We start from the raw sequence: 19,080 nt of genomic DNA, 5'->3' as shown, positions 1-19,080 counted from the left end.
TGGCCAGGTGAGGTCCGCGACACCCGGCTACTGACGGGCGTGTGGGTCGGAGGCGTTGAGTGTCGCGACGACCTCGTCGTAGTCACCCCGGGCCTCGCCGTAGCGCAGGAACTTCACCCGTTCTACCTGGATTTCGGTGGCATCGGGCCGCGTCTCCAATAGCGTGACCACCTCGTCGACGAAGTCCTTCAGGGGCATCGCGAACTCGCTGTCTTGTTGCCCCGGCATGAGGTCCGTGCGGACCGCAGGCGGTTGGAGCTCCTTGACCTCGACCCGAGTGTCCGCGAGCTGTAGCCGGATCGACTCGCTGAGCATGTGAACAGCCGCCTTGGACGCGTTGTAGCTCGGAGTCACCTTCAGCGGCGCGAAGGCCAACCCTGATGACACGGTGACGATGGTGGCCGCCGGTTGTTCTTGGAGATGCTCGATGAAGTTGGCGATCAAGCGAATCGGACCGAGCACATTCGTGGTGACGATCTCCTCGGCCGACTGGAGGAACGTCTCGGGGCGATGCCAATCCTCGACGCGCATGATCCCGGCCATGGCGATCAGGACGTTCACGGTGGGGTGATCGGCCATTACCTGTTGGGCCGCGCTGCGGATGCTTTCCGGATCGGAAGTATCGATGTGGACGGCCGCGATGCCGGGGTGTTCGGCGCAGATCTGCTCCAGCAGTTCGGTACGGCGGCCACCCACGATCACGGTGTTGCCCTTGGCCTGCAGGGCCAACGCGAGCTCCAGGCCGATCCCGCTGGTCGCTCCTGGGATGAACACGGTGTTGCCCGAGATCTTCATCGGAAACCCTTCGCTCGATTATGTGTACGTACCGTACACATAAGTAATGTACGGTACGTACACATACTTGGCAAGGCGAAGCGGGAGGCAATGGTGACTGATGCGGGAGGGGGCGAGGTGAAGCAACCTCGCCGAGGTCGTCGACCGGCTGAGGAAGTGCGCGAGGAGGTGCTTCAGGCGGCCGGGGAGCTGCTCTTCGCCGAGGGGATGGCCGGATTCACCATCGACAAGGTCGCGGCCCTGTCCGGTGCGAGCAAGATGACGATCTACAAATGGTGGCCGTCCAAGGGGGCCCTTGCCCTCGACGGCTACTTCCGGAAGGTTGAACCAGGGCTGAGCTTCCCGGACAGCGGCGACATCGAACGCGACCTACGTACCCAGATGCGTGCCTTCCTGGGCGTCATTCGGGACACCGCCGGGGGTGGCATCATCGGCGAACTCATCGGTCAGGCTCAGATCGATCCGGAGCTCAAAGCGGCCTTTGTGCAACACTATTCAGGTCCCCGGCGAGCTCTCGCGGTTACGTCGATGCGCCGGGCGCAGGAACGCGGCCAGCTTCGTTCGACTGTCGACCCGGAGGTCGTCGTGGACCAACTGTGGGGCGCCTGTTATCACCGGCTCCTGGTACCCGGCCAACCGCTGACGGAGGAATTCGTGGATGCTCTGCTGGATAACTTGTTCGGCGGGATCAAGGCGTGATGCGCGACGGGGAATAGGCCTGGCACGACCGGTGGTTTGACGCGGTATGCCACGTCAGTTCACCGAAGCCGAACGCCAAGAGTTTCTCGCTGCGAAACACATCGCCGTGCTGTCCGTCGCCGCCGGTGAGCGCCCGCCGGCCAGCGTGCCGATCTGGTACGACTACACGCCCGGAGGAAACATCCGGGTGAGCACAAGCACGGGCAATCGCAAAGCGCGCCTCATCGAGGAGGCCGGCGCGGTGACGCTGACCGTGCAGCATGAAGAGCCGCCCTACCAGTACGTCATCGTCGAGGGCTCGGTTGTCGACGCGGTGCGACCGGCGCCAGCGGATGCGCGCGAAGCCATTGCGATCCGCTACCTCGGTGAGGAGGCGGGGCGCGAGTTCGCGCGCGGCTACGACAACGCCGCGACCGTGCTGTTCACGATCCGGCCGGATCGCTGGTTCACCGCGGACTTCTCCGACGACCTCTGACCCTGGCCTATCGGTCCGGACAGCACCTACGCCAGGGCCAGGAACAGCTTCTCGAGTTCGGCCTCGGTCATGGGTGCGCTGTTGCCGTTCTTGTCGGCGGTGATGCATTCGCGCAGACCGGTGGCGACAATCTTGAATCCGGCACGGTCGAGTGCGCGTGACACCGCGGCAAGCTGCGTCACGACATCCTTGCAGTCGCGGCCATTTTCGATCATGTTGATCACCCCGTTGAGCTGCCCCTGTGCCCTGCGCAGTCTGCCGAGGATGGCGGCGATGCTGTCTTGATCGTCGATCATGAATCTACCTTTCGGGGCCCCTGGCTACTGCTGGCAGTATACCCGCCTGGGTATATGACGTGCGCGGACGTGTGTGAACTTTCAACGGCCACCAGAACCACGGCCCGAGCAGCCCGGCTATGGACGGTGTCATCAGTGAGCGCACGATCAGGGTGTCGAACAGCAGGCCCAGGCCGATGGTGCTTCCTGCTTGGCCGATCGAGCTCAAATCACTTGCCGCCATGGACATCATGGTGAAGGCGAATACCAATCCCGCGGACGTGACGACTCCACCGGTTCCTCCCATCGAGCGGATGATGCCGGTCTTGAGCCCCGCGCCGATCTCTTCCTGGAAGCGCGACACGAGCAACAGGTTGTAGTCCGAGCCGACGGCCAGCAGGATGATCAGTCCGAAGACGGGCGCGATCCAGTTGAGTTCGAGACCGAAAATGTACTGCCACACCAGCACCGAGACCCCGAAGGCGGCGCCAAGGGACAGCAGCACGGTGCCCACGATGACCAGTGAGGCGATCAGTGCCCGGGTGATGATCACCATTACGGCGAAAATCAGTGTCAAAGCTGCGATCCCGACGATCAACAGGTCATAGCGAGAACCGGACTGAATGTCACGGTAGATCGCAGCGGTACCGGCGAGGTAGAACCGGGCATCGGTCAGGGCAGTCCCCTTGACGGCTTGATGGGCCGCTTCCAATTCGGAAGTAACCGAGGAGATTCCCGCGGGCGTGGCCGGGTCCTTGTCGTGGGTGATGACGAAGCGTGCGGCCGTTCCGTCGGGAGAGAGGAACAGTTTCAGACCGCGCTGAAAGTCGGGATTCTGAAATGCCTCGGGGGGCAGGTAGAAGTAGTCACCGCTGCGGGATGCGTCGAAGGCCTGCCCCATGGCGCTGGCGGTATCGGTCATCTGCGCCATCTGAGTGATCAGATTCGAGAAGCTGCTGTGCATGGTCAGCAGGGTGTCGTGCATGGACCTGGCCACCGCGATGATCGGTGGAAACTGAGCAGCCATTTGGGGAATGACCGTATCGATGTCTCCGACATCTGCGGTCAGTGCGCGCATGTTGTCGCTGAACGTGTCGACGCCGTCGATTGCGTCGAACACCGACCGTATGGCAGAGCACGCCGAGATGTCGAAACAGTGCTGCTCCCAGTAGAAGTAGTTACGCAAGGGCCGTACCACGTCGTCGAAGTCGGCCAGATGGTCCCGAATCTCGTCCAGCGTCGTCTGGGCTGCTGACATGTCAGCGGTCATGCGGTGGGTCGTGCTACCCATCTTGCCGACCAGGGATCGCATGCGCTCCATGGCACTGATCAGCGCGGCCAGGTCCTTGCTCATGGTGAGCATGTCAGCGGCGCGCTCCTTCATGAATTGAAGGTTCTGCTGGATGGGAATCGACTGGGCACTGATCTGGAACGGTATGGAGGTGTGCTCGATCGGACCTCCTAGTGGGCGCGTGATGCTCTGCACCATTGCGATTCCCGGTGTCCGGAACACCTCCTTGGCGATTTTGTCCAGGACGATCATGTCGCCGGTATTGCGCATGTCATGATCGCTCTCGATCATCAGGATGTCGGGATTCATCGTGGCGGCGCTGAAATGGCGTTCGGCCGCTGTGTATCCAATGTTCGACGGCAGGTCGTCGGGAATGTAGAAGCGGTCGTTGTAGCTGACTTTCATGGTCGGCATGATGGCGATACCGATGAGCGCTATGGCCAGTGATGCGGCGAATATCGCACCGGGCCAGCGCACGGTTGCGGTGCCGATGCGCCGCCACCGCCGAACCTTCACAACCCTTTTCGGGTCGAGCAGCCCAAACCGGCTGGCGACAGCGACCACGGCGGGCGCGGCGGTCAGCGCACCGGCAACTACGACGAGCAGCCCCAGTGCGGAGGGGATGCCGAGAGCCTTGAAGTAGGAAAGCCGCGCGAGATGCAGACACAAGGTTGCTCCGGCGATGGTCAGGCCCGAGCCCAGGATGATGTGAAAGGTGCCACGGAACATGGTGTAATACGCGGCTTCTCGATCTTGACCGGCTTGTCTCGCCTCCTGGTAGCGGCCGATGAGAAATATCGCGTAGTCGGTGCCGGCCGCGATCGCCAGCGACGACAGCATGGCCACCACGAATGTGGAGAACCCCAGCAGTCCGACATTGCCCAGAAGCGCGACAATTCCCCTGGCCGTGCCCATTTCGAAGCCAACCATGACCAGGACCAGCAGCATCGTGCTGACGGAGCGGTAGGTGATGAGGAGCATGATCATGATGACGGCACCGGTAACGCCCATCATGATGAACATGCTCTTGTCGGCGGCCTCGTTCATGTCCGTGGTCAACGCCGCAGGCCCGGTGACGTACACCGTGACCCCGGGCGGCGGGGCCGAGCCGTCGACGATTTTCCTGACGGCTGCCACCGACGCGTTGCCCAGGGTGCTGCCCTGGTCGCCGGCCAGATTGAGCTGTACGTATGCGGCCTTGCCGTCACGACTCTGGGCGCCGGAGGCCGTCAGCGGATCCCCCCACACGTCCTGGACATGCTGCACGTGAGCGGTGTCGGCCCGCAATGCGTGCACCAGCCCGGCGTAGTACGAGTGCGCCTCTTCGCCAAGAGGATTGGCACCTTCCAGCACGATCATCGCGATGCTGTCCGAGTCGGATTCCTGGTACTTCTCGCCGATGTGTTTGGCAGCGATCATGGCCGGTGCGTCGTGCGGCGACATTGTGACGGCATGTTCTCGTGCCACTGACTCAATAGGTGGCACAAGCACATTCACGGCCACGGTTAGCAGCAGCCAACCCACCAGAATGGGGGCGGCGAATCTGCGCACAAAGCGCATGAAAGCCGGACGTTGCTGCTTGGTGTTCATGCGGCTTTCACCAGACAGGAGGTTTGGGCGTGGAACCCGTCCGCGGACTGCTCAGCTTCGGTCTGGTCGTTCACGATGATCCGGCAGCCGATGGCGGTGCTATCACCTTGCGCCACAACGCTGGCGATCACTGCGGGCACGGTCGTTTCGATCGTGTACGTCCACGGCAAGCCGGTGAAATCGGCCCGCCGCGGACGGGTCTCTTTGTCCAGGTAGTTCACCGTGCCGGTGGTGCCGGTGGGGCCGTAGACCTCGTATCGCACGCGCTTGATCGTGGATGCGGCAAGGGGTTCTGCGCTGACGCCCGATGCCGAAAAGATCGGTTCGGAGCCGAATGCACCACGCAGGTCATGCACGGCGACCGCGCCGAGTCCGACCGCGCAGGTGACGGCTATCGGCACCCAGGCCCGTTTCAATCCACCAACTAGGGCGCTACGCATGCGGCTAACCACCTTTCTGCTGCAGATCAACGCCTTTGGGCAACGACGAGTCTCATTCATACCATACCCCCTAGGGTATCTATTCCAAACTATTCACCCCTGCGCCTGGTCTTCGCAAATACCTTAGGGGGTATGGTATGAATGGAATCAGAACGAATCTGAGGGTTGACGCCGATGCGGTTCGGTTCTTGGCGTCGACCGTGTTTCACAGCGATGGGAGATGCCGCATGTCAACACGTGGCGATACGTTCGATGCGAGGATCTGGCTCGACCCGGTGTGTCCCTTCTCGTGGAATACCGCACGGTGGCTGGATGCGGTCGCGAGTCGGTCCGGCCTCTCGGTCGATTGGCAGCTGATGAACCTGGCTGTGCTGAACGAGGGCAGAGAGCTGCCGCCCGCTCAGCGGGCTCGCATGGACGACTCGCGGCGAGTGGGGCGATTGATGGCAGGCATCCACCGCGATCTGGGTCAACAGGGCTTGTACACAGCGTATTTCGTCTTCGGGGAGTTGTACTTCGACGAGTCGGTGGCCGTCGGCGCTGACCTGGCTGAGCGAGTGCTGGCCAAGGTTGCGCCACTGGAGACGTCAAGCGAATCGCTGGCGGACACCTCGCTGGACCCGTTGGTGCGGTCCTCACACGAGGCCGGCCAGCGGGCTTTGGGTGATGTGGGCGGTAGCCCGCTGTTGCAGATAGCGGGCCGCACGTTCTTCGGTCCGGTGTTGACGGCACTACCCGAGGAAGACAGCGCACGGGAGCTCTTCGACGCGGTCACCGCACTCGCCCGGGTGCCGGAGTTCACACAGTTGCAGCGGCCACGTCCGGCGCACTGAACCAATTGCTCGGCCTATTCAGGAAGAGGGAGTGCAGAACATGAAGAAGATCGTCGTTTTGGGTGCCGGTATCGGTGGACTCAGCGTGATCAACGAAATCCGCCAGTCCGGCGTGCCGCTAGATGACTTGGACATCACCGTGGTGGACGAGGACTTTTCACACTTCCTGGGTTTCACCTTGCCCTGGGTGATGAGGGGCTGGCGCGAAGCTGACAGTGTGCCGATTAGGCCCAGTGCCGAGGCACTCTCCGGGATAACCACCATCGCGGGTGCTGTGGCCGGCATCGACCCCAGCACACGCACGATAACCCTGTCCGACGCATCCACCCTGTCGTTCGATGCCCTCGTCATCGCCACCGGAGCCCGCAATGCCCTCGAGAAGGTGCCCGGTCTGAGCGAGGCTGCCGACCGGGGCGACGCGGTGCACTATTACGGTGTTGCCGCGGCCGGTGATGCGCAACGCGCACTGGCGAATTTCTCGGGAGGAAAGCTCGTCTTTCTGGTGACATCGCAGCCTTACCGCTGCCCGGTGGCTCCGTACGAGGGCGCCCTGCTGGCATCGGATCTCCTGAGTGAGAAAGACATCCGATCGGACGTCGAGATCAGCGTGTACAGCCCGGAGGCACATCCCATGCCCTCGGCGGGGCCCTATGCGGGGCCGCAGTTGGTGCAGATGCTCAACGACAACGGCATCGCCTTTTATGGTGAACATACGACCCAACGCGTTGACCCGGAGAAAAAGATCGTCGTGTTCACGGATGGGACCACCGTGGGTTTCGACTTGCTGGTGTTCGTACCACCGCACGAGCCGTCGGTCACCATCGACGGGACTGGCTGGATCGGTGTCGACCCTCAGACCATGCAAACCGTGTATGAGGGGATCTGGGCGATCGGCGACACGGTGTCGGTGACCTCGCCCTCCGGCAGACCGCTGCCGAAGGCCGCCATCTTCGCCAAGAACGGTGCAAAAGCTGCTGCCCAGAACCTACTTCACTATCTCGACATGTCCGCGGAGACCGCTGTGCTCTCGGGGCTGGGGTATTGCTACCTCGACACCGGTCAGCACCGCGCGGCACAGGGCAAGGGCGACTTCTTCACGCTGCCGCATCCGGCAATCACGCTCACCGAACCGTCCGCGGGCCAGCATCGGGACAAGCAGGAAGAGGAGTCCCAATGGCGTGGCATCTGGGAGTTCGCCGACCGCTCGGAATCAAGACCGAGCTGAACGTCAGCGACTAGCTACCAGACCCGGATCCAGTCCACGAGCATGTCCGCGGGATACGTCCCGCCGCGCGGATCACCGCCGCCGGATCCGGCCACGGCCAGGTTCAGCACCGCGAAAGCTTTGTGCCCGGGATTGTTGAACGGCCAGTCCGCCAGGGAGTTGGCCGGGACATCGAAATACGGCGCCGCCCCGTCGGTGTAGTCCCGCCAGAAGCGAATCCCCTTGTCGTCCCACTGGGTGCGCCAGGTGTGCCAGCCGCTGTCCAGGGTCAGGTTGTGGGTCTTCCATTCCGAGCCGTTTGCCTTGGCGTGCACCGTAGTTGCGGCCGGCCAGCTGCCGTTGCCGTACCACTCGACGATGTCGATCTCACCGTCTTGGTCGCTGCCGAGCCAGAACGCGGGCCACGCGCCCGGGGTCAGGCAGTTGAACTTGATGCGCGCTTCCCAGGTGTAGCCGATACCAAGTTCGGTGGTGCTATAGATCTTGCCGCCGTAGTACGTGTTGCCTTCCTTGGCGGCCTTGATGACCAGGTTCGAGTTGCCGTCGAGGTAGACGTTCTTACGGTCGTCGCGGTACTGGCCGACGTTCTCGGGGAGCTCCCAAAACGTGGGGTCCTTCATGGATTCGCGAGCCTTGGAGATCGCCCACTTGGATCCATCGGGGGCCGACCCGGCCGGGCCGTCGAACTCGTCGACGAAGACGTACTTGCCGTTCGGAGGGGCGGCGGGAGGTTGCTTGGGCGGTTGCGACGGTTGTGCCCACGCCTGGGGCATCGAAACCGCGGCCGTCAGCATGCCAAGCCCTGATATCGCCATAACGCGGCGTCGATCCATGTTCACCATCGTGGCCGACCATAACAGGATTCGCCCGATGTGGTCCGGATGCGCAGGGTTGGCTGCTAGTGCGGGGTGCGTAACGCCTGGCGGTCGGGTGCCAGCATTGCCGCCGCAAGACCGCGTGCGGCCAGATCACTCGGCATAGGGCCGCCCGTTGCCAGTGCCGCGCCGGCCCGAGCGAGAGCCGGCGCCATCTGAATGCCATAACCTCCCTGCGCTGCGTACCAGAAGAAGCCCTCGAGGTCCGGGTCCTCGCCCACGACGGGCGTGCGGTCTGCGGTGAAAGATCTCAGGCCCGCCCACGCCGAGTTCACATTTCGAATACCCAGAGTGGTTGCCTCGTTGATCATCCCGATCGCCCGGGCCATCTCCAGCTCGTCGGGTCGGGGGTCTCCGGGTGGTTGCGGGGTCTCGTCGGCGGGCGAGCAGAGGAACTGCGCGCCATCGGGTTTGAAGTAGAAGTCGTCGGCAGCATCCAGGGTCATGGGAAGTGAACCGGCGGAGCTGTCGGGCGGAGCCGACACCATGAACGCCGTTCGTCGCAGGGGCTGGATTCCCACCGGATGAGCGCCCATGACATGGGCAAGTTCGTCACACCACGCGCCCGCCGCATTCACGACGGTCGTTGCCTGGAATGCTCGTCTGGACGCGTCGTGCAGGACCCATCTGCCCTGCCTGCGGGTGCCGCTAACGATTCCCGCCGACTTCACGATGGTTCCGCCGCGCCGGCGCAGTCCGCGCACGTAACCCTGGTGCAGCCCGTGGACATCCAGCTCCATCGGTGTCAGGTCGACCGTTGCCAGCTGGGTGTATCCGGGGCGCAGGTAGGGGTTGATCTCCTCGGCGACCACGCCCTCGACCAACTCTGTGTGGCAGCCCTGCTGCCGCGCTTGACCGTGTAGTTCCCTCAGCGAATCGGCGTGGGCTTCATCGGCGATGATCAAGAGCGGCAGCGAGGTGGCCAAGGGGGCGTCGAACCCGTCGTGCGGGTCGGTGAAGAAGTCGCGGCTCGCTGCCGTCAACATTCGGATGACAGGATTTCCATAGTTCTCGATGAAGGTCGCCGCCGACCGGCCGGTGGTGTGGAAGGCCAGGGTCGACTCTCTTTCCAGCAGTGCGACGGTTCGATGTTGGGCGATCTCGTAGGCGATCGACGCGCCCGACATGCCGCCGCCGACGACGATGACGTCGACGGAGAATTCGGTCTCGATGGAGTGGCTCACGTGACCTCCGTCTCGGCGTGGGGAGATGATCTCTTGAGTTCGAGGGTAGGTCTTGTAAACCGCCGTATCGTCTCCACTGAGTCGTAGACCAACGAACGGGGAGGCCGGATGCCGATCACATTGCCCGACAGCTGGGCTGACAGCTTGGGCGATCTGGCTGATTTCTATCGCGATCTGCATCAGCATCCGGAGCTGTCGTTCCAGGAACATCGCACCGCGGAAAAGATCCAGGAGATCATCGCGCCACTCGGGTTGGAGGTGACGCCGGGCGTCGGCGGCACCGGGGTTGTGGCTGTGCTGCACAATGGATCTGGCCCGGTTGTGTGGCTGCGCGCGGACTTTGATGCGCTTCCGGTGCAGGAGCAGACCGGTCTTCCGTATGCGAGTACCGCGCGCGCCACCACCGCCGACGGTGAGGACGTGCCCGTCATGCACGCGTGCGGTCATGACATGCACGTCTCGGCGTTGGTGGGCGCCCTTCGGTTGCTGAATGAACTCAAGGGAACCTGGTCGGGAACGGTGGTTGCGGTGTTCCAGCCCGCCGAGGAAGTGGGCGGCGGCGCGAACGCCATGATCGCCGACGGGATCCTGGATCGCTTTCCCAAGCCTGACATCGTGATAGGTCAGCACGTAGGTCCGCTGCCCGCGGGGATGATTGGGTACAAGACCGGTACGTTGCTTGCGGCAGCGGATGGGCTCAAGATGCAACTATTTGGGCGGGGTGGGCATGGCTCGCAACCGGAATCGACGATCGATCCGGTGGTGATGGCCTCCAATGTGGTGCAGCGCCTGCAGACCATCGTCTCGCGCGAGCTGTCTCCTTTCGAGCCGGCCGTGGTCACCGTCGGGTACCTGCACGCCGGATCGAAGGACAACATCATCGGCGATGAGGCAGAGCTCGGCATCAATGTCCGCACCTTCAGTGAGGATGTCCGAAGCAAGACACTGGCCTCGATCACTCGGATCGCTCAGGCCGAAGCGAGGGCCTCAGGCGCCGACAGGGAACCGGCTGTTACCTCTATGTACTCCCTTCCTGCCACCGTTGTCGACGATGGGGCGATGCGGGAGATCGCTCGCGTGTTCCGCGAGTACTTCGTGGCCGACCGAGTGATGGAGCTACCGACCCCGCTCACCGGAAGCGAGGATGTCGGAATCTTTGGGACCACCGCCGGCGTCCCGACCGCCTTCTGGTTCTGGGGCGGATACGAGCAACAGCGCTTCGAAGACGCCGCAGCAGCAGGAAAGCCGGTGCCTTCCAATCACTCTCCGGAGTTCGCCCCCGTGCTCGAGCCCACACTTCGCACGGGCGTGGAGGCACTTACCGTGGCGGCGTTGTCACGGTTGGGTTCCTAGCGTGTCGCCCGTCAACGGGGAATCCGACTCAGCCAGTCGGACTCACCGTCCACCGGCTGATTGTCGATAGCAACAAGCGGCACACCAGATTTGGGGAACTGCCGCAGGATCGGAAGGTTGTTCGCCGCGATGGCACGGGCGTCGAAGGGAATCGGCAGTCCCAGCCGGATCTGGTCCTGGGCGCCCTGCGGTGCGTTGACGCGCCCGGCCAACTCCGCCAGCTGGTCGTTGCTCAGATCGGTGTCGCCCTCTTCTTCGGGTTGCTGGCCCCGGGTGTAGATCTGCTGGATGAACCGCCAGGTGGTGTCGCTGGACCGTGACTGGTCGGCCACGACATATGTCGCGTAGATCGCCCGACTGTCGTAAGTGCCGCTGGCAGAGTACTTATCGAGGAAGTCCACGAACCGCAGGTTGATGTGTAACGTACCGGATTCCAGGCGCCGGCCGATCTCCGCGCCTTGGTCCTGGACCATCTTGCCGCTGTACGGGCACAGGGGGTCCAGGTAAAGGTCGATCTGTCCGGGCGCGGCGGGGTCGCCGAGGGAGAGAACGTCTCCGGCGGGCGAGGCGTCGGCGGCATGAGCCAGGGCGGTAGTCGGCCCCACGACCAGGACGGCGGCGACGAGACCGATGAGCGTGGTGAGCCGTTTCAGTGCGCGCATCAGTCCATCATGGCGTAGTCACACACGGTCGAGCTGGAGTCCGGTGCTGCGGGGCCCGAAGAGGCCTACATCGAGGCACAACAGCACGATGAGCACCGCCGAGCCGGTGAACACCGCGACCGGTCCGAATGACGAGAGTGCCGGCACCGCGACGAAAGGCAGGACCGTCGACGTCGCGCGCGAGAGCGAATAGGCCACGCCACCTGCGGTGGTCCGTATCGCGGTGGGAAATATCTCTGCCTGGTAGATGTGGTAGCTGTTGGAGAACACATTGGATACCGCGGTGAGTAGGAATCCTGCGACGACGATGGTCACGACGTTGCCCGCAGCGGCGAAAATGATGCCGCACAAGGCTATTCCCAGGGCCGAGGCGATGATCAGATACTTGCGCTCGAACCGCTCGACCAGCTGGACGGACAGCAGTGACCCCAGCGGATATCCCGCGAAGCTCAGTGCCGCATAGCCCAGCGATTCCGTGACGGTGAATCCCTTGCCGACCAGTACCAGCGGGGCCAGAGTGGCAAAACCGTAGTAGGCCACAGTCTGGAGCACCTGGAAGGCCAGGAGCATGAGGGTGCGGGTGCGGTAGTCGCGAAAGGCGATCCCGATTACCTCGGCGACATTGGGGGCAGCGCGCGTGGAATCGGTGACACTGCGTGCCGCGGGGATAGGGGTGCCCGGAGCGACCTTGGCCGCCACGGCGGCCACCACAGCACGTGCCTCGGTGTGTCGGCCACGACTCTCCAGCCAACGCGCCGACTCCGGGAGCACCGTGCGTATCGCCAGCACGAAGACGGCACCGAGCCCACCGAACACCAACAGCCAACGCCACCCGTCGATACCCAACAGGGTGTGACGCGCGACCAGCTTCCCGCCGAGGAGTGCCGCCAACGGCACACCCAGGAATCCGATGGTGTACGCCCACGCGGTCATTCGTCCGCGGACCCGGGCGGGCACGAACTCGGCCAGATAGGTGTCGACAAGCACCAACTCGGCGCCCAGCCCGATGCCCGATAGCAGCCGCAGCACCAGAAACGTCTCGATGTTGGGCGAGAACGCAGCCGCCAACGAAAACAGGGAGTACATCAACAGATTCGCAATGAATATTCGTCGGCGCCCGAACCGGTCCGCGGCCATGGAAAGCAGGTTCGCGCCCAGGAACATCCCGGCGAATCCGGCGGAGATCACCGCCGCCTTTCCCGTGACGTCCAGGTGGAACTGTGCCGCAAGGACGGGTGCGAGCACTCCGCCGAGGAACACCTCGTAGAGGTCGAAGAACGATCCCAGGCCGATCAGCACCACCAGCCGCCAGTGCCATCGGCTGACCGGAAGGGCGTCCAGAACCGACGATGCCGGCGGTGGTGGTGTGCTGTTCAGCGTTATGCCTGACTGTCCGTGACTCGATTGTTGGGCCGAGTCTAGGACCGATACCGTCAGACCTTGCGGTTCTCCGAGGCGATCAGCCAGGCGAGCTTCTCCAGACCGTCGATCAACTGATGCAGGATGTCGGCGGTGGTGGGGTCCTCGTCATCGACCGCATCGTGTACGCCGCGCAGGGTGTTGATGGCCGCGTGGATTCGGGTGGTGACGAGGTCGACGACATCGCCGGTGCTGCGTTCGTACGCCGGGAATTCGGGCAGGGTGGTGTTCGCCGCCACGGTGTCCGATCGGCCGTCGGGCACCGCGTAGAGCGCACGCATCCGCTCGGCGACGGTGTCGCTGCCCTCGCGGGCGAAGTCCACCAGCTCGTCGAGCTGTAGATGCAGATCGCGGAAGTTGCTTCCCACGACGTTCCAGTGCGCCTGCTTGCCTTGTAGGTGCAGTTCGATGAGGTCCACCAACACGCGTTGCAGGCTTCCGGCCAGTTCCGGCGAGGCCTGGAAGGGAGTGACGTCCGATTCGGAGATTCGAGCTGTAGTGGTCATGTCAGGTGCAACCAGACAATTTCTGGAATCATTCCAGAAAAATGGAGGTTTCTAGACCTCGATGCGGGAGCCCATGATCACGGTGCGGTCCCGCGGCAGGCTGAAGAATTCGGCGGCATCGGCAGTGATGTGCGATGTCGCGACGAACAGACTCTTGCGCCAGCGTGCCATGGTCGGTTCGTTCCCCTTGGTCAGCTCCAGCTTTGACAGGAAATAGGTGGCGTCGTCGAATTGGACCGGACCTTCGGTCTCGGAGGCATCGAGCAGGCTCAGTGCGTGTGGCACGTTGGGCGTCTCCATGTATCCGAAACGTGCTGTCACATGGATGATTCCGTCCTTGGCATAGCCGAGGTGATCGATGGTGGTGCGGTCCGCATCCGCGACCCGTGGTACCGGGGGTGTCTCTATGGCGAGGATGACGACGTGCTCGTGCAGGACGTGATTGTGCTCGACGTTCGCGCGCATGGCCAACGGCGTTGTCTCGCTTCCCCGGTTGAGGAAGACCACGGTACCGGGAACCCGCACGACCTGTGGGGGAGCGTTGTGAAGTGCGTCCACGAACGGGCGCAGGGGGCCCTCGGCCTCCTCGCGCGCGGGTGTGACTATGGCGCGGCCACGCTGCCACGTGGTCATCACGGTGAATGCGGTGAGCGCGATCAGGAGTGGCAGCCAGGCTCCGTGCACCAGCTTGGTCATGTTCGCGGCGAGGAAGAGCAGGTCGACGGACAGAAGTGCGCCGGCACTGAGCACCACCAGCCACAGCGGGGTGTTCCAACGGATGCGGGCGACGTAGAAGAACAGCAGGGTGGTGATGGTGATGGTGCCGGTCACTGCCATGCCGAACGCGTAGGCCAACGCGGCGGAGCTGCGAAACGCGAATACCAGGGTGAGGACGGACACCATCAGCACCCAGTTGATCCACGGCACGTAGATCTGGCCGATCGTCGACTCGGAGGTGTGATCGATGCGCAGGCGCGGTAGGTACCCGAGCTGGGCGGCCTGCGACGCCACCGAGTACGCACCGGTGATTACCGCTTGCGACGCGATTACCGTTGCTGCGGTAGCCAACAGCACCATGGGGAGGCGGGCCCATTCCGGTGTCAGTAGGAAGAAGGGCGCACTGATGGTCGCCTCGTCGCCCAGGATCAGCGCGCCCTGGCCGAAGTAGCTGAGCGTCAATGCCGGAAGCGCCAGGCCGAGCCAGCCGTAGGTGATGGCTTTGCGTCCGAAGTGACCCATATCGGCGTACAACGCTTCTGCGCCCGTCACCGAAAGCACCACGGCGGCGAGGGCGAAAAAGGCGATGTGGAAGTGCCCGGCCATGAAGCCGATGGCATAGGTGGGAGAGAGCGCCTTGAGGATTTCGGGGTGTGCCGATATCCCCGACACTCCGCAGGCGCCAATCGCGGTGAACCACAGCATCATCACCGGACCGAAGAACCGTCCCACGGCGGCGGTGCCGTGGCGTTGCACCATGAAAAGCCCGATGATGATCACGGCGGTGATCGGCACGATCCACGCCTCGAGATCCGGCTGAATGACCTTGATGCCCTCGACCGCCGAGAGTACTGAGATGGCAGGGGTGATCATGCTGTCACCGAAAAACAGTGCAGCGCCGAATAGTCCGAATCCTGCCAGGACGGTCGCGGCGCCACGGCCCCGGGCTCCGCTCCATCGCTTGAGCAGGGTGATAAGCGCCATGATGCCGCCTTCACCGTCGTTGTCTGCCCGCATCACCAGGGTGACGTAGGTAAGCGTCACGATCAACATGACTGACCAAAAGATAAGCGAGACAATGCCGTAAACATTGTTGACGTTCAAGGGCACCGGGTGCGGATCGGCGGGGTTGAACACGGTCTGGATGGTGTAGATCGGGCTTGTGCCGATATCGCCGAACACCACGCCCAGCGCGGCGACCACGACGGCCAACCGGATGCCGTGTGACAGGCCGGTAGGGCCGTGCGTGGACGCGTTCGTGGAGTCTTGTTGTTGCACGGTTTCTCGTTCCTGGGGCTGGAGGTGTGCGGCAGGCAGATCGTAGCTCCCGGAGCCTAAATGCAAGCACTACGCGCGGCAGCGGTTTTCTAATGCGCCAGAGCCAGTTCGGCGCTACCGACTATGTGCGGAGCGATGTCTATGCGCGTGACCAGTCCGTCGTGGATGTCCATCCTGATGATCGCGAAGGGATGCCCACCGGGCGCGATGACGGCTCCCGCACGACCGTCGACCAACAGCGTGGCCGCGACGGCGATACGGTCGATGAAGGTCTGTGTCTCCTCGGCGACGGCCGTGGCGCCCCGCACGAGCGTCGCCGCGCCCTGGGGGATGAGTGTGGGGTCAACCGTGCGGATCACATCGGGTGCCATCAGGGTGATCAGTCGCTGGATGTCGCCGCCGCGCGCCGCCGACAGGAATGCGTCGATGATTTCCAGCTGGCCTGCCATATCGCGCGATTCTTCGGGATCGGCGTCGTCCAGCCGCACGCGTGCCCGGCTGGCAAGCTTCTTCGCGGAGACGACCGTGGTGTCGAGTATCGCGGCGATGTCCTCGAACGGCACCGCGAACAGGTCGTGCAGCACGTAGGCCACACGCTGCCTGGGAGACAGCTCGTCAAGCACCACCAGCATCGCGCGCGAAACATCTTCGCGGCGCAGGACTTCCTCGTCGGCCGCGAGCTGTGCACCCGGAATGTGCGCGGCGGTCAGCGGAAGTTCTCCGCGGCGTTCGCGGGACCGGAGCTGATCCAGACACAGGCGAGCGGTCACCGTCGTGAGCCACCCATCCGGATTGCGAAGCTGCTCCGGGTTCGCGGACTGAGCGCGGATCCAGGCCGCTTGTACGGCGTCCTCCGCGTCGTGAACCGAGCCCAGAATTCGGTGGGCGATGGACAACAGCCGGGGACGCGCGGCGTCGAATTCTTGGATCAGGTCCACGAGGAGGTCACCTTTCCGTCATGTCGGTCGTCAAGAGAGATGAGGTCAACGAAACCGACTAGATAGGAGGCAAACATGAGCGTACAGATGGTCCGGTTCAGCACCGACAAGGAACGGGTGGATGAGGTGCAGACCGCGGTAGCTCCCCAGCTGTTCACCGTGTTGGGAAGGTACGAGGGCTGATGTCGATTCTCCAAGTGGTGCTGTTGGTCACGACCGTTCTGTGCGTCCTCGCCAATGGGTTCGAGGTGGGTGCGAAGGCGGTGAAGGCCGAAGCCGTACTGAAGAACTCGGGTGAGGTGGGAGTGGCGCCACGCTGGCTTCCCTATCTCGCGGTGATCGAGGGTGCCGGGGTGGTGGGTCTGGTCATCGGACTCGCCGGTGTGCGGCAGCTGGGTCTGGCGGCGGCGATTGGCTTGGTGGTGTTCTTCATCGTCGCCATCGCCGTGCACGTTCGCGCCAAGGTGTTGTACAACATCGCATTTCCGGGCGTCTTCCTCGCGCTGGCCGTGGGGTCCGTCGCCTACTTCGCGCTGCCGACCGCCTAGCGCTGACGAGCTGCCGAGTTCACCGGTGTAGCCGATGGGTACCCGCGATGATGGCCTCGCAGAGGGCCTGCTCGGGTTCGGAGAGGACGCTGCGTCGGCGCAACAGCACGAATTCCAGCTCACCCAGATCAGGCAGGCTGTCGTCGCTGACCCGGACAAGGCCTGCGGGCAAAAGAGATTCGGCGTGTGCGATCACGCCCATGCCTGCGAGCGCGGCCGCCCGCAGGCCCAACTGGCTGTCGCTGACGCAGGTGATGCGCCAGGTGCGGCCCTCGCGTTCGAGGGCGCGAAGGGCCGCATGACGAGTCAGGCTGGGCGGCGGGTAGGTGACGATGGGCACCGGGTCCCGCACGTCTTGGGTATTGGGGCGCCCCGCCCACACCAGCCGGTCGCGCCAGAGCAGTTCGCCGTGTGTTTCACCTGGCATGCGTTTGGCCACCATCAGGTCCAGCTCACCCGCGGTCATCCGTGTCTTGAGGTACTCGCTCAGTCCGACGACGAGCTCTAAATCCACGCCTGGATGGGAGTTCTGGAACTCCACCAGTACATCGGGCAGCTCCCGGGCCACCAGGTCATCGGATGCGCCCAGCCGGATGAGCCCGGTCAGCTCCGAACTCGCGAAGTACCGATCGGCCTGGGCCTGGGCGTCCAGGATCGAGCGGGCGAAGCCGACCATCGCCGCGCCGTCGGCGGTCAGCGCCAGGTTGCGGGTATCGCGGCGGAACAGCTCACGGCCGACCGACTGCTCCAATCGCGCGATATGCCCGCTGACGGTGGATTGACGCAGTCCCAGAATGCGGCCGGCCGCGGTGAATCCTCCTGCGCGTTCAACGGTCAGAAAAGTCCGCAACAACTCAGGGTCCAGCATCCCCATCACGATACGCGTTTATAGATATCGTTTCTATCGGCTTTTGTAATCAGTATTGGTCCTCGTACGGTGGCATAGTGAAGTGGCTGGCCAAACTCCGTATTGACGCGTTCCTGTTGGGACTGTTCGTCGCGATGGGGATCGGTCTGCTGATCCCCGCGCGGGGTGAGGCCGCCGACGTGCTGGGCTGGGCGACCAAGATCGCCATCGCGGTGCTGTTCTTCCTCTACGGAACGCGGCTGGAGCCGCGCGAGGCACTCGAGGGTCTCAAACACTGGAAACTGCACACCACGGTGCTGGCTGCGACATACGTGCTATTCCCGCTGCTCGGGCTGGCGATGCGACTGCTGGTGCCCTCCGTGCTGACGGATGATCTCTATACGGGTGTGCTGTACCTGTGCCTGTTGCCCTCGACGGTGCAGTCTTCCATCGCCTTCACCTCCATCGCCCGCGGCAATGTCGCGGCAGCGGTGGTCAGCGCGTCGGTGTCCAACATGCTGGGCGTCTTCCTGACCCCCGCGCTGGTGATGCTGTTGATGCAGACCACCGGGGAGGCGACGGTCTCACCCACCGCGATTCTCGAGATCGTGGTGCAGTTGCTGCTGCCATTTGTCGCCGGTCAGTTGTTGCGGCCCAAGCTGTATCGGGTGCTGTCGCACACCACGCTCACCAAGGTCGTCGACCGTGGTTCGGTCTACCTGGTGGTCTACGCGGCGTTCAGCGCCGGGATGGTCGAACACGTCTGGCAGGACCTACAGATCTCCCGGCTGTTGGCCGTCGTCGCGGTCAGCATCGTGCTACTGGCGGTGGTGCTGGGTGTCACGGCGGGCGTGGCGCGGCTGCTGCGGTTCGACAGGGCCGACCGCATTGTCGTGATCTTCTGCGGCTCCAAGAAGAGCCTGGCGACGGGCTTGCCGATGGCCACGGTGCTCTTCGCAGGACATCCGGTCGGTCTGATCGTGCTGCCGCTGATGATCTTCCATCAAATCCAGCTGATCACCTGCGCCGCCCTGGCGGGGCGTTGGGGTCGTGCCGAGAGCTCGGCTGCGCCGAGCACGGGACGTGAGATTCCGTCCGCTGTCTGACCTGCGCACTATGATCGCTATTGC

The 19,080-nt window shown here is 63.6% G+C and carries 19 protein-coding genes; 7 read left to right on the top strand and 12 right to left on the bottom strand.

Going from position 1 to position 19,080, the window contains the following annotated elements:
- Positions 1-27 precede the first annotated feature (27 nt).
- Entirely contained in the window at positions 28-795 is a 768-nt protein-coding gene (locus MYCSP_RS22425; protein ID WP_083017144.1) for an SDR family oxidoreductase, read from the bottom strand.
- Between the two features lie 156 nt (positions 796-951).
- Between MYCSP_RS22425 and MYCSP_RS22420 the strand changes: the two genes are divergently transcribed.
- Positions 952-1,494 (top strand): TetR/AcrR family transcriptional regulator, encoded by a 543-nt coding sequence (locus MYCSP_RS22420; protein WP_234809179.1) that lies wholly within the window; start codon positions 952-954, stop codon positions 1,492-1,494.
- Positions 1,495-1,540: 46 nt separating this feature from the next.
- Positions 1,541-1,969, top strand: coding sequence for a pyridoxamine 5'-phosphate oxidase family protein (locus MYCSP_RS22415; RefSeq protein ID WP_083017140.1), 429 nt, complete (start codon positions 1,541-1,543; stop codon positions 1,967-1,969).
- Between the two features lie 26 nt (positions 1,970-1,995).
- Here the strand turns inward: MYCSP_RS22415 and MYCSP_RS22410 are convergent, their stop codons facing one another.
- The 3 genes from MYCSP_RS22410 to MYCSP_RS22400 are packed head-to-tail and all read right to left on the bottom strand — an operon-like array spanning position 1,996 to position 5,565.
- Entirely contained in the window at positions 1,996-2,265 is a 270-nt protein-coding gene (locus tag MYCSP_RS22410; protein WP_070911642.1) for a metal-sensitive transcriptional regulator, read from the bottom strand.
- A 4-nt stretch (positions 2,266-2,269) separates the two neighbouring features.
- Positions 2,270-5,095: an MMPL/RND family transporter gene (locus tag MYCSP_RS22405; protein ID WP_162266398.1), complete on the bottom strand. Its 2,826-nt coding sequence runs from the start codon at positions 5,093-5,095 to the stop codon at positions 2,270-2,272.
- A 26-nt stretch (positions 5,096-5,121) separates the two neighbouring features.
- Positions 5,122-5,565, bottom strand: a complete 444-nt coding sequence (locus MYCSP_RS22400) for an MmpS family transport accessory protein (RefSeq protein ID WP_088415209.1) — start codon at positions 5,563-5,565, stop codon at positions 5,122-5,124.
- Positions 5,566-5,792: 227 nt separating this feature from the next.
- Between MYCSP_RS22400 and MYCSP_RS22395 the strand changes: the two genes are divergently transcribed.
- Positions 5,793-6,398, top strand: coding sequence for a mycothiol-dependent nitroreductase Rv2466c family protein (locus MYCSP_RS22395; RefSeq protein ID WP_088415207.1), 606 nt, complete (start codon positions 5,793-5,795; stop codon positions 6,396-6,398).
- 40 nt (positions 6,399-6,438) lie between these two features.
- Entirely contained in the window at positions 6,439-7,623 is a 1,185-nt protein-coding gene (locus MYCSP_RS22390) for an NAD(P)/FAD-dependent oxidoreductase (RefSeq protein ID WP_088415205.1), read from the top strand.
- A 14-nt stretch (positions 7,624-7,637) separates the two neighbouring features.
- On the opposite strand, the gene MYCSP_RS22385 is transcribed toward MYCSP_RS22390, so the two are convergent.
- Positions 7,638-8,465 carry a glycoside hydrolase family 16 protein gene (locus MYCSP_RS22385; RefSeq protein WP_083017136.1) on the bottom strand — a complete coding sequence of 276 codons (828 nt, stop codon included), beginning with the start codon at positions 8,463-8,465 and terminating at the stop codon, positions 7,638-7,640.
- 56 nt (positions 8,466-8,521) lie between these two features.
- Positions 8,522-9,682 carry an NAD(P)/FAD-dependent oxidoreductase gene (locus MYCSP_RS22380; RefSeq protein WP_088415203.1) on the bottom strand — a complete coding sequence of 387 codons (1,161 nt, stop codon included), beginning with the start codon at positions 9,680-9,682 and terminating at the stop codon, positions 8,522-8,524.
- A 108-nt stretch (positions 9,683-9,790) separates the two neighbouring features.
- On the opposite strand from MYCSP_RS22380, the gene MYCSP_RS22370 reads away from it, so the two are divergent.
- Positions 9,791-11,035, top strand: coding sequence for a M20 family metallopeptidase (locus MYCSP_RS22370; RefSeq protein WP_088415201.1), 1,245 nt, complete (start codon positions 9,791-9,793; stop codon positions 11,033-11,035).
- 11 nt (positions 11,036-11,046) lie between these two features.
- Here the strand turns inward: MYCSP_RS22370 and MYCSP_RS22365 are convergent, their stop codons facing one another.
- The 5 genes from MYCSP_RS22365 to MYCSP_RS22345 all read right to left on the bottom strand — a co-directional run bounded on the left by MYCSP_RS22365 (position 11,047) and on the right by MYCSP_RS22345 (position 16,555).
- Positions 11,047-11,697, bottom strand: a complete 651-nt coding sequence (locus MYCSP_RS22365) for a thioredoxin domain-containing protein (protein ID WP_088415199.1) — start codon at positions 11,695-11,697, stop codon at positions 11,047-11,049.
- An 18-nt stretch (positions 11,698-11,715) separates the two neighbouring features.
- Positions 11,716-12,999 (bottom strand): MFS transporter, encoded by a 1,284-nt coding sequence (locus MYCSP_RS22360; RefSeq protein ID WP_234795536.1) that lies wholly within the window; start codon positions 12,997-12,999, stop codon positions 11,716-11,718.
- 131 nt (positions 13,000-13,130) lie between these two features.
- Positions 13,131-13,622 (bottom strand): Dps family protein, encoded by a 492-nt coding sequence (locus tag MYCSP_RS22355; RefSeq protein ID WP_083017126.1) that lies wholly within the window; start codon positions 13,620-13,622, stop codon positions 13,131-13,133.
- Positions 13,623-13,673: 51 nt separating this feature from the next.
- Entirely contained in the window at positions 13,674-15,569 is a 1,896-nt protein-coding gene (locus MYCSP_RS22350; RefSeq protein WP_235629576.1) for a potassium transporter Kup, read from the bottom strand.
- Positions 15,570-15,706: 137 nt separating this feature from the next.
- A complete protein-coding gene (locus MYCSP_RS22345) occupies positions 15,707-16,555 on the bottom strand; it encodes a sigma-70 family RNA polymerase sigma factor (protein ID WP_083017124.1) in 849 nt (282 codons plus the stop codon).
- A gap of 182 nt (positions 16,556-16,737) precedes the next feature.
- Here MYCSP_RS22345 and MYCSP_RS22340 point away from each other — a divergent pair, with 182 nt between their 5' ends.
- The gene (locus tag MYCSP_RS22340; RefSeq protein ID WP_070911653.1) at positions 16,738-17,103 is read left to right on the top strand and encodes a DoxX family protein; all 366 of its coding nucleotides are present in this window, start codon (positions 16,738-16,740) and stop codon (positions 17,101-17,103) included.
- Positions 17,104-17,122: 19 nt separating this feature from the next.
- On the opposite strand, the gene MYCSP_RS22335 is transcribed toward MYCSP_RS22340, so the two are convergent.
- Positions 17,123-17,977: a LysR substrate-binding domain-containing protein gene (locus MYCSP_RS22335; protein WP_070911654.1), complete on the bottom strand. Its 855-nt coding sequence runs from the start codon at positions 17,975-17,977 to the stop codon at positions 17,123-17,125.
- 71 nt (positions 17,978-18,048) lie between these two features.
- Here MYCSP_RS22335 and MYCSP_RS22330 point away from each other — a divergent pair, with 71 nt between their 5' ends.
- A complete protein-coding gene (locus tag MYCSP_RS22330) occupies positions 18,049-19,056 on the top strand; it encodes a bile acid:sodium symporter family protein (RefSeq protein ID WP_088415195.1) in 1,008 nt (335 codons plus the stop codon).
- Positions 19,057-19,080: the final 24 nt, after the last annotated feature.

Origin of the sequence: Mycobacteroides saopaulense, assembly GCF_001456355.1 — a bacterium.
GTDB lineage: Bacteria > Actinomycetota > Actinomycetes > Mycobacteriales > Mycobacteriaceae > Mycobacterium > Mycobacterium saopaulense.
The sequence above is the reverse complement of the archived record's forward strand: the minus strand, read 5'-3'. Positions and strand labels throughout refer to the sequence as shown.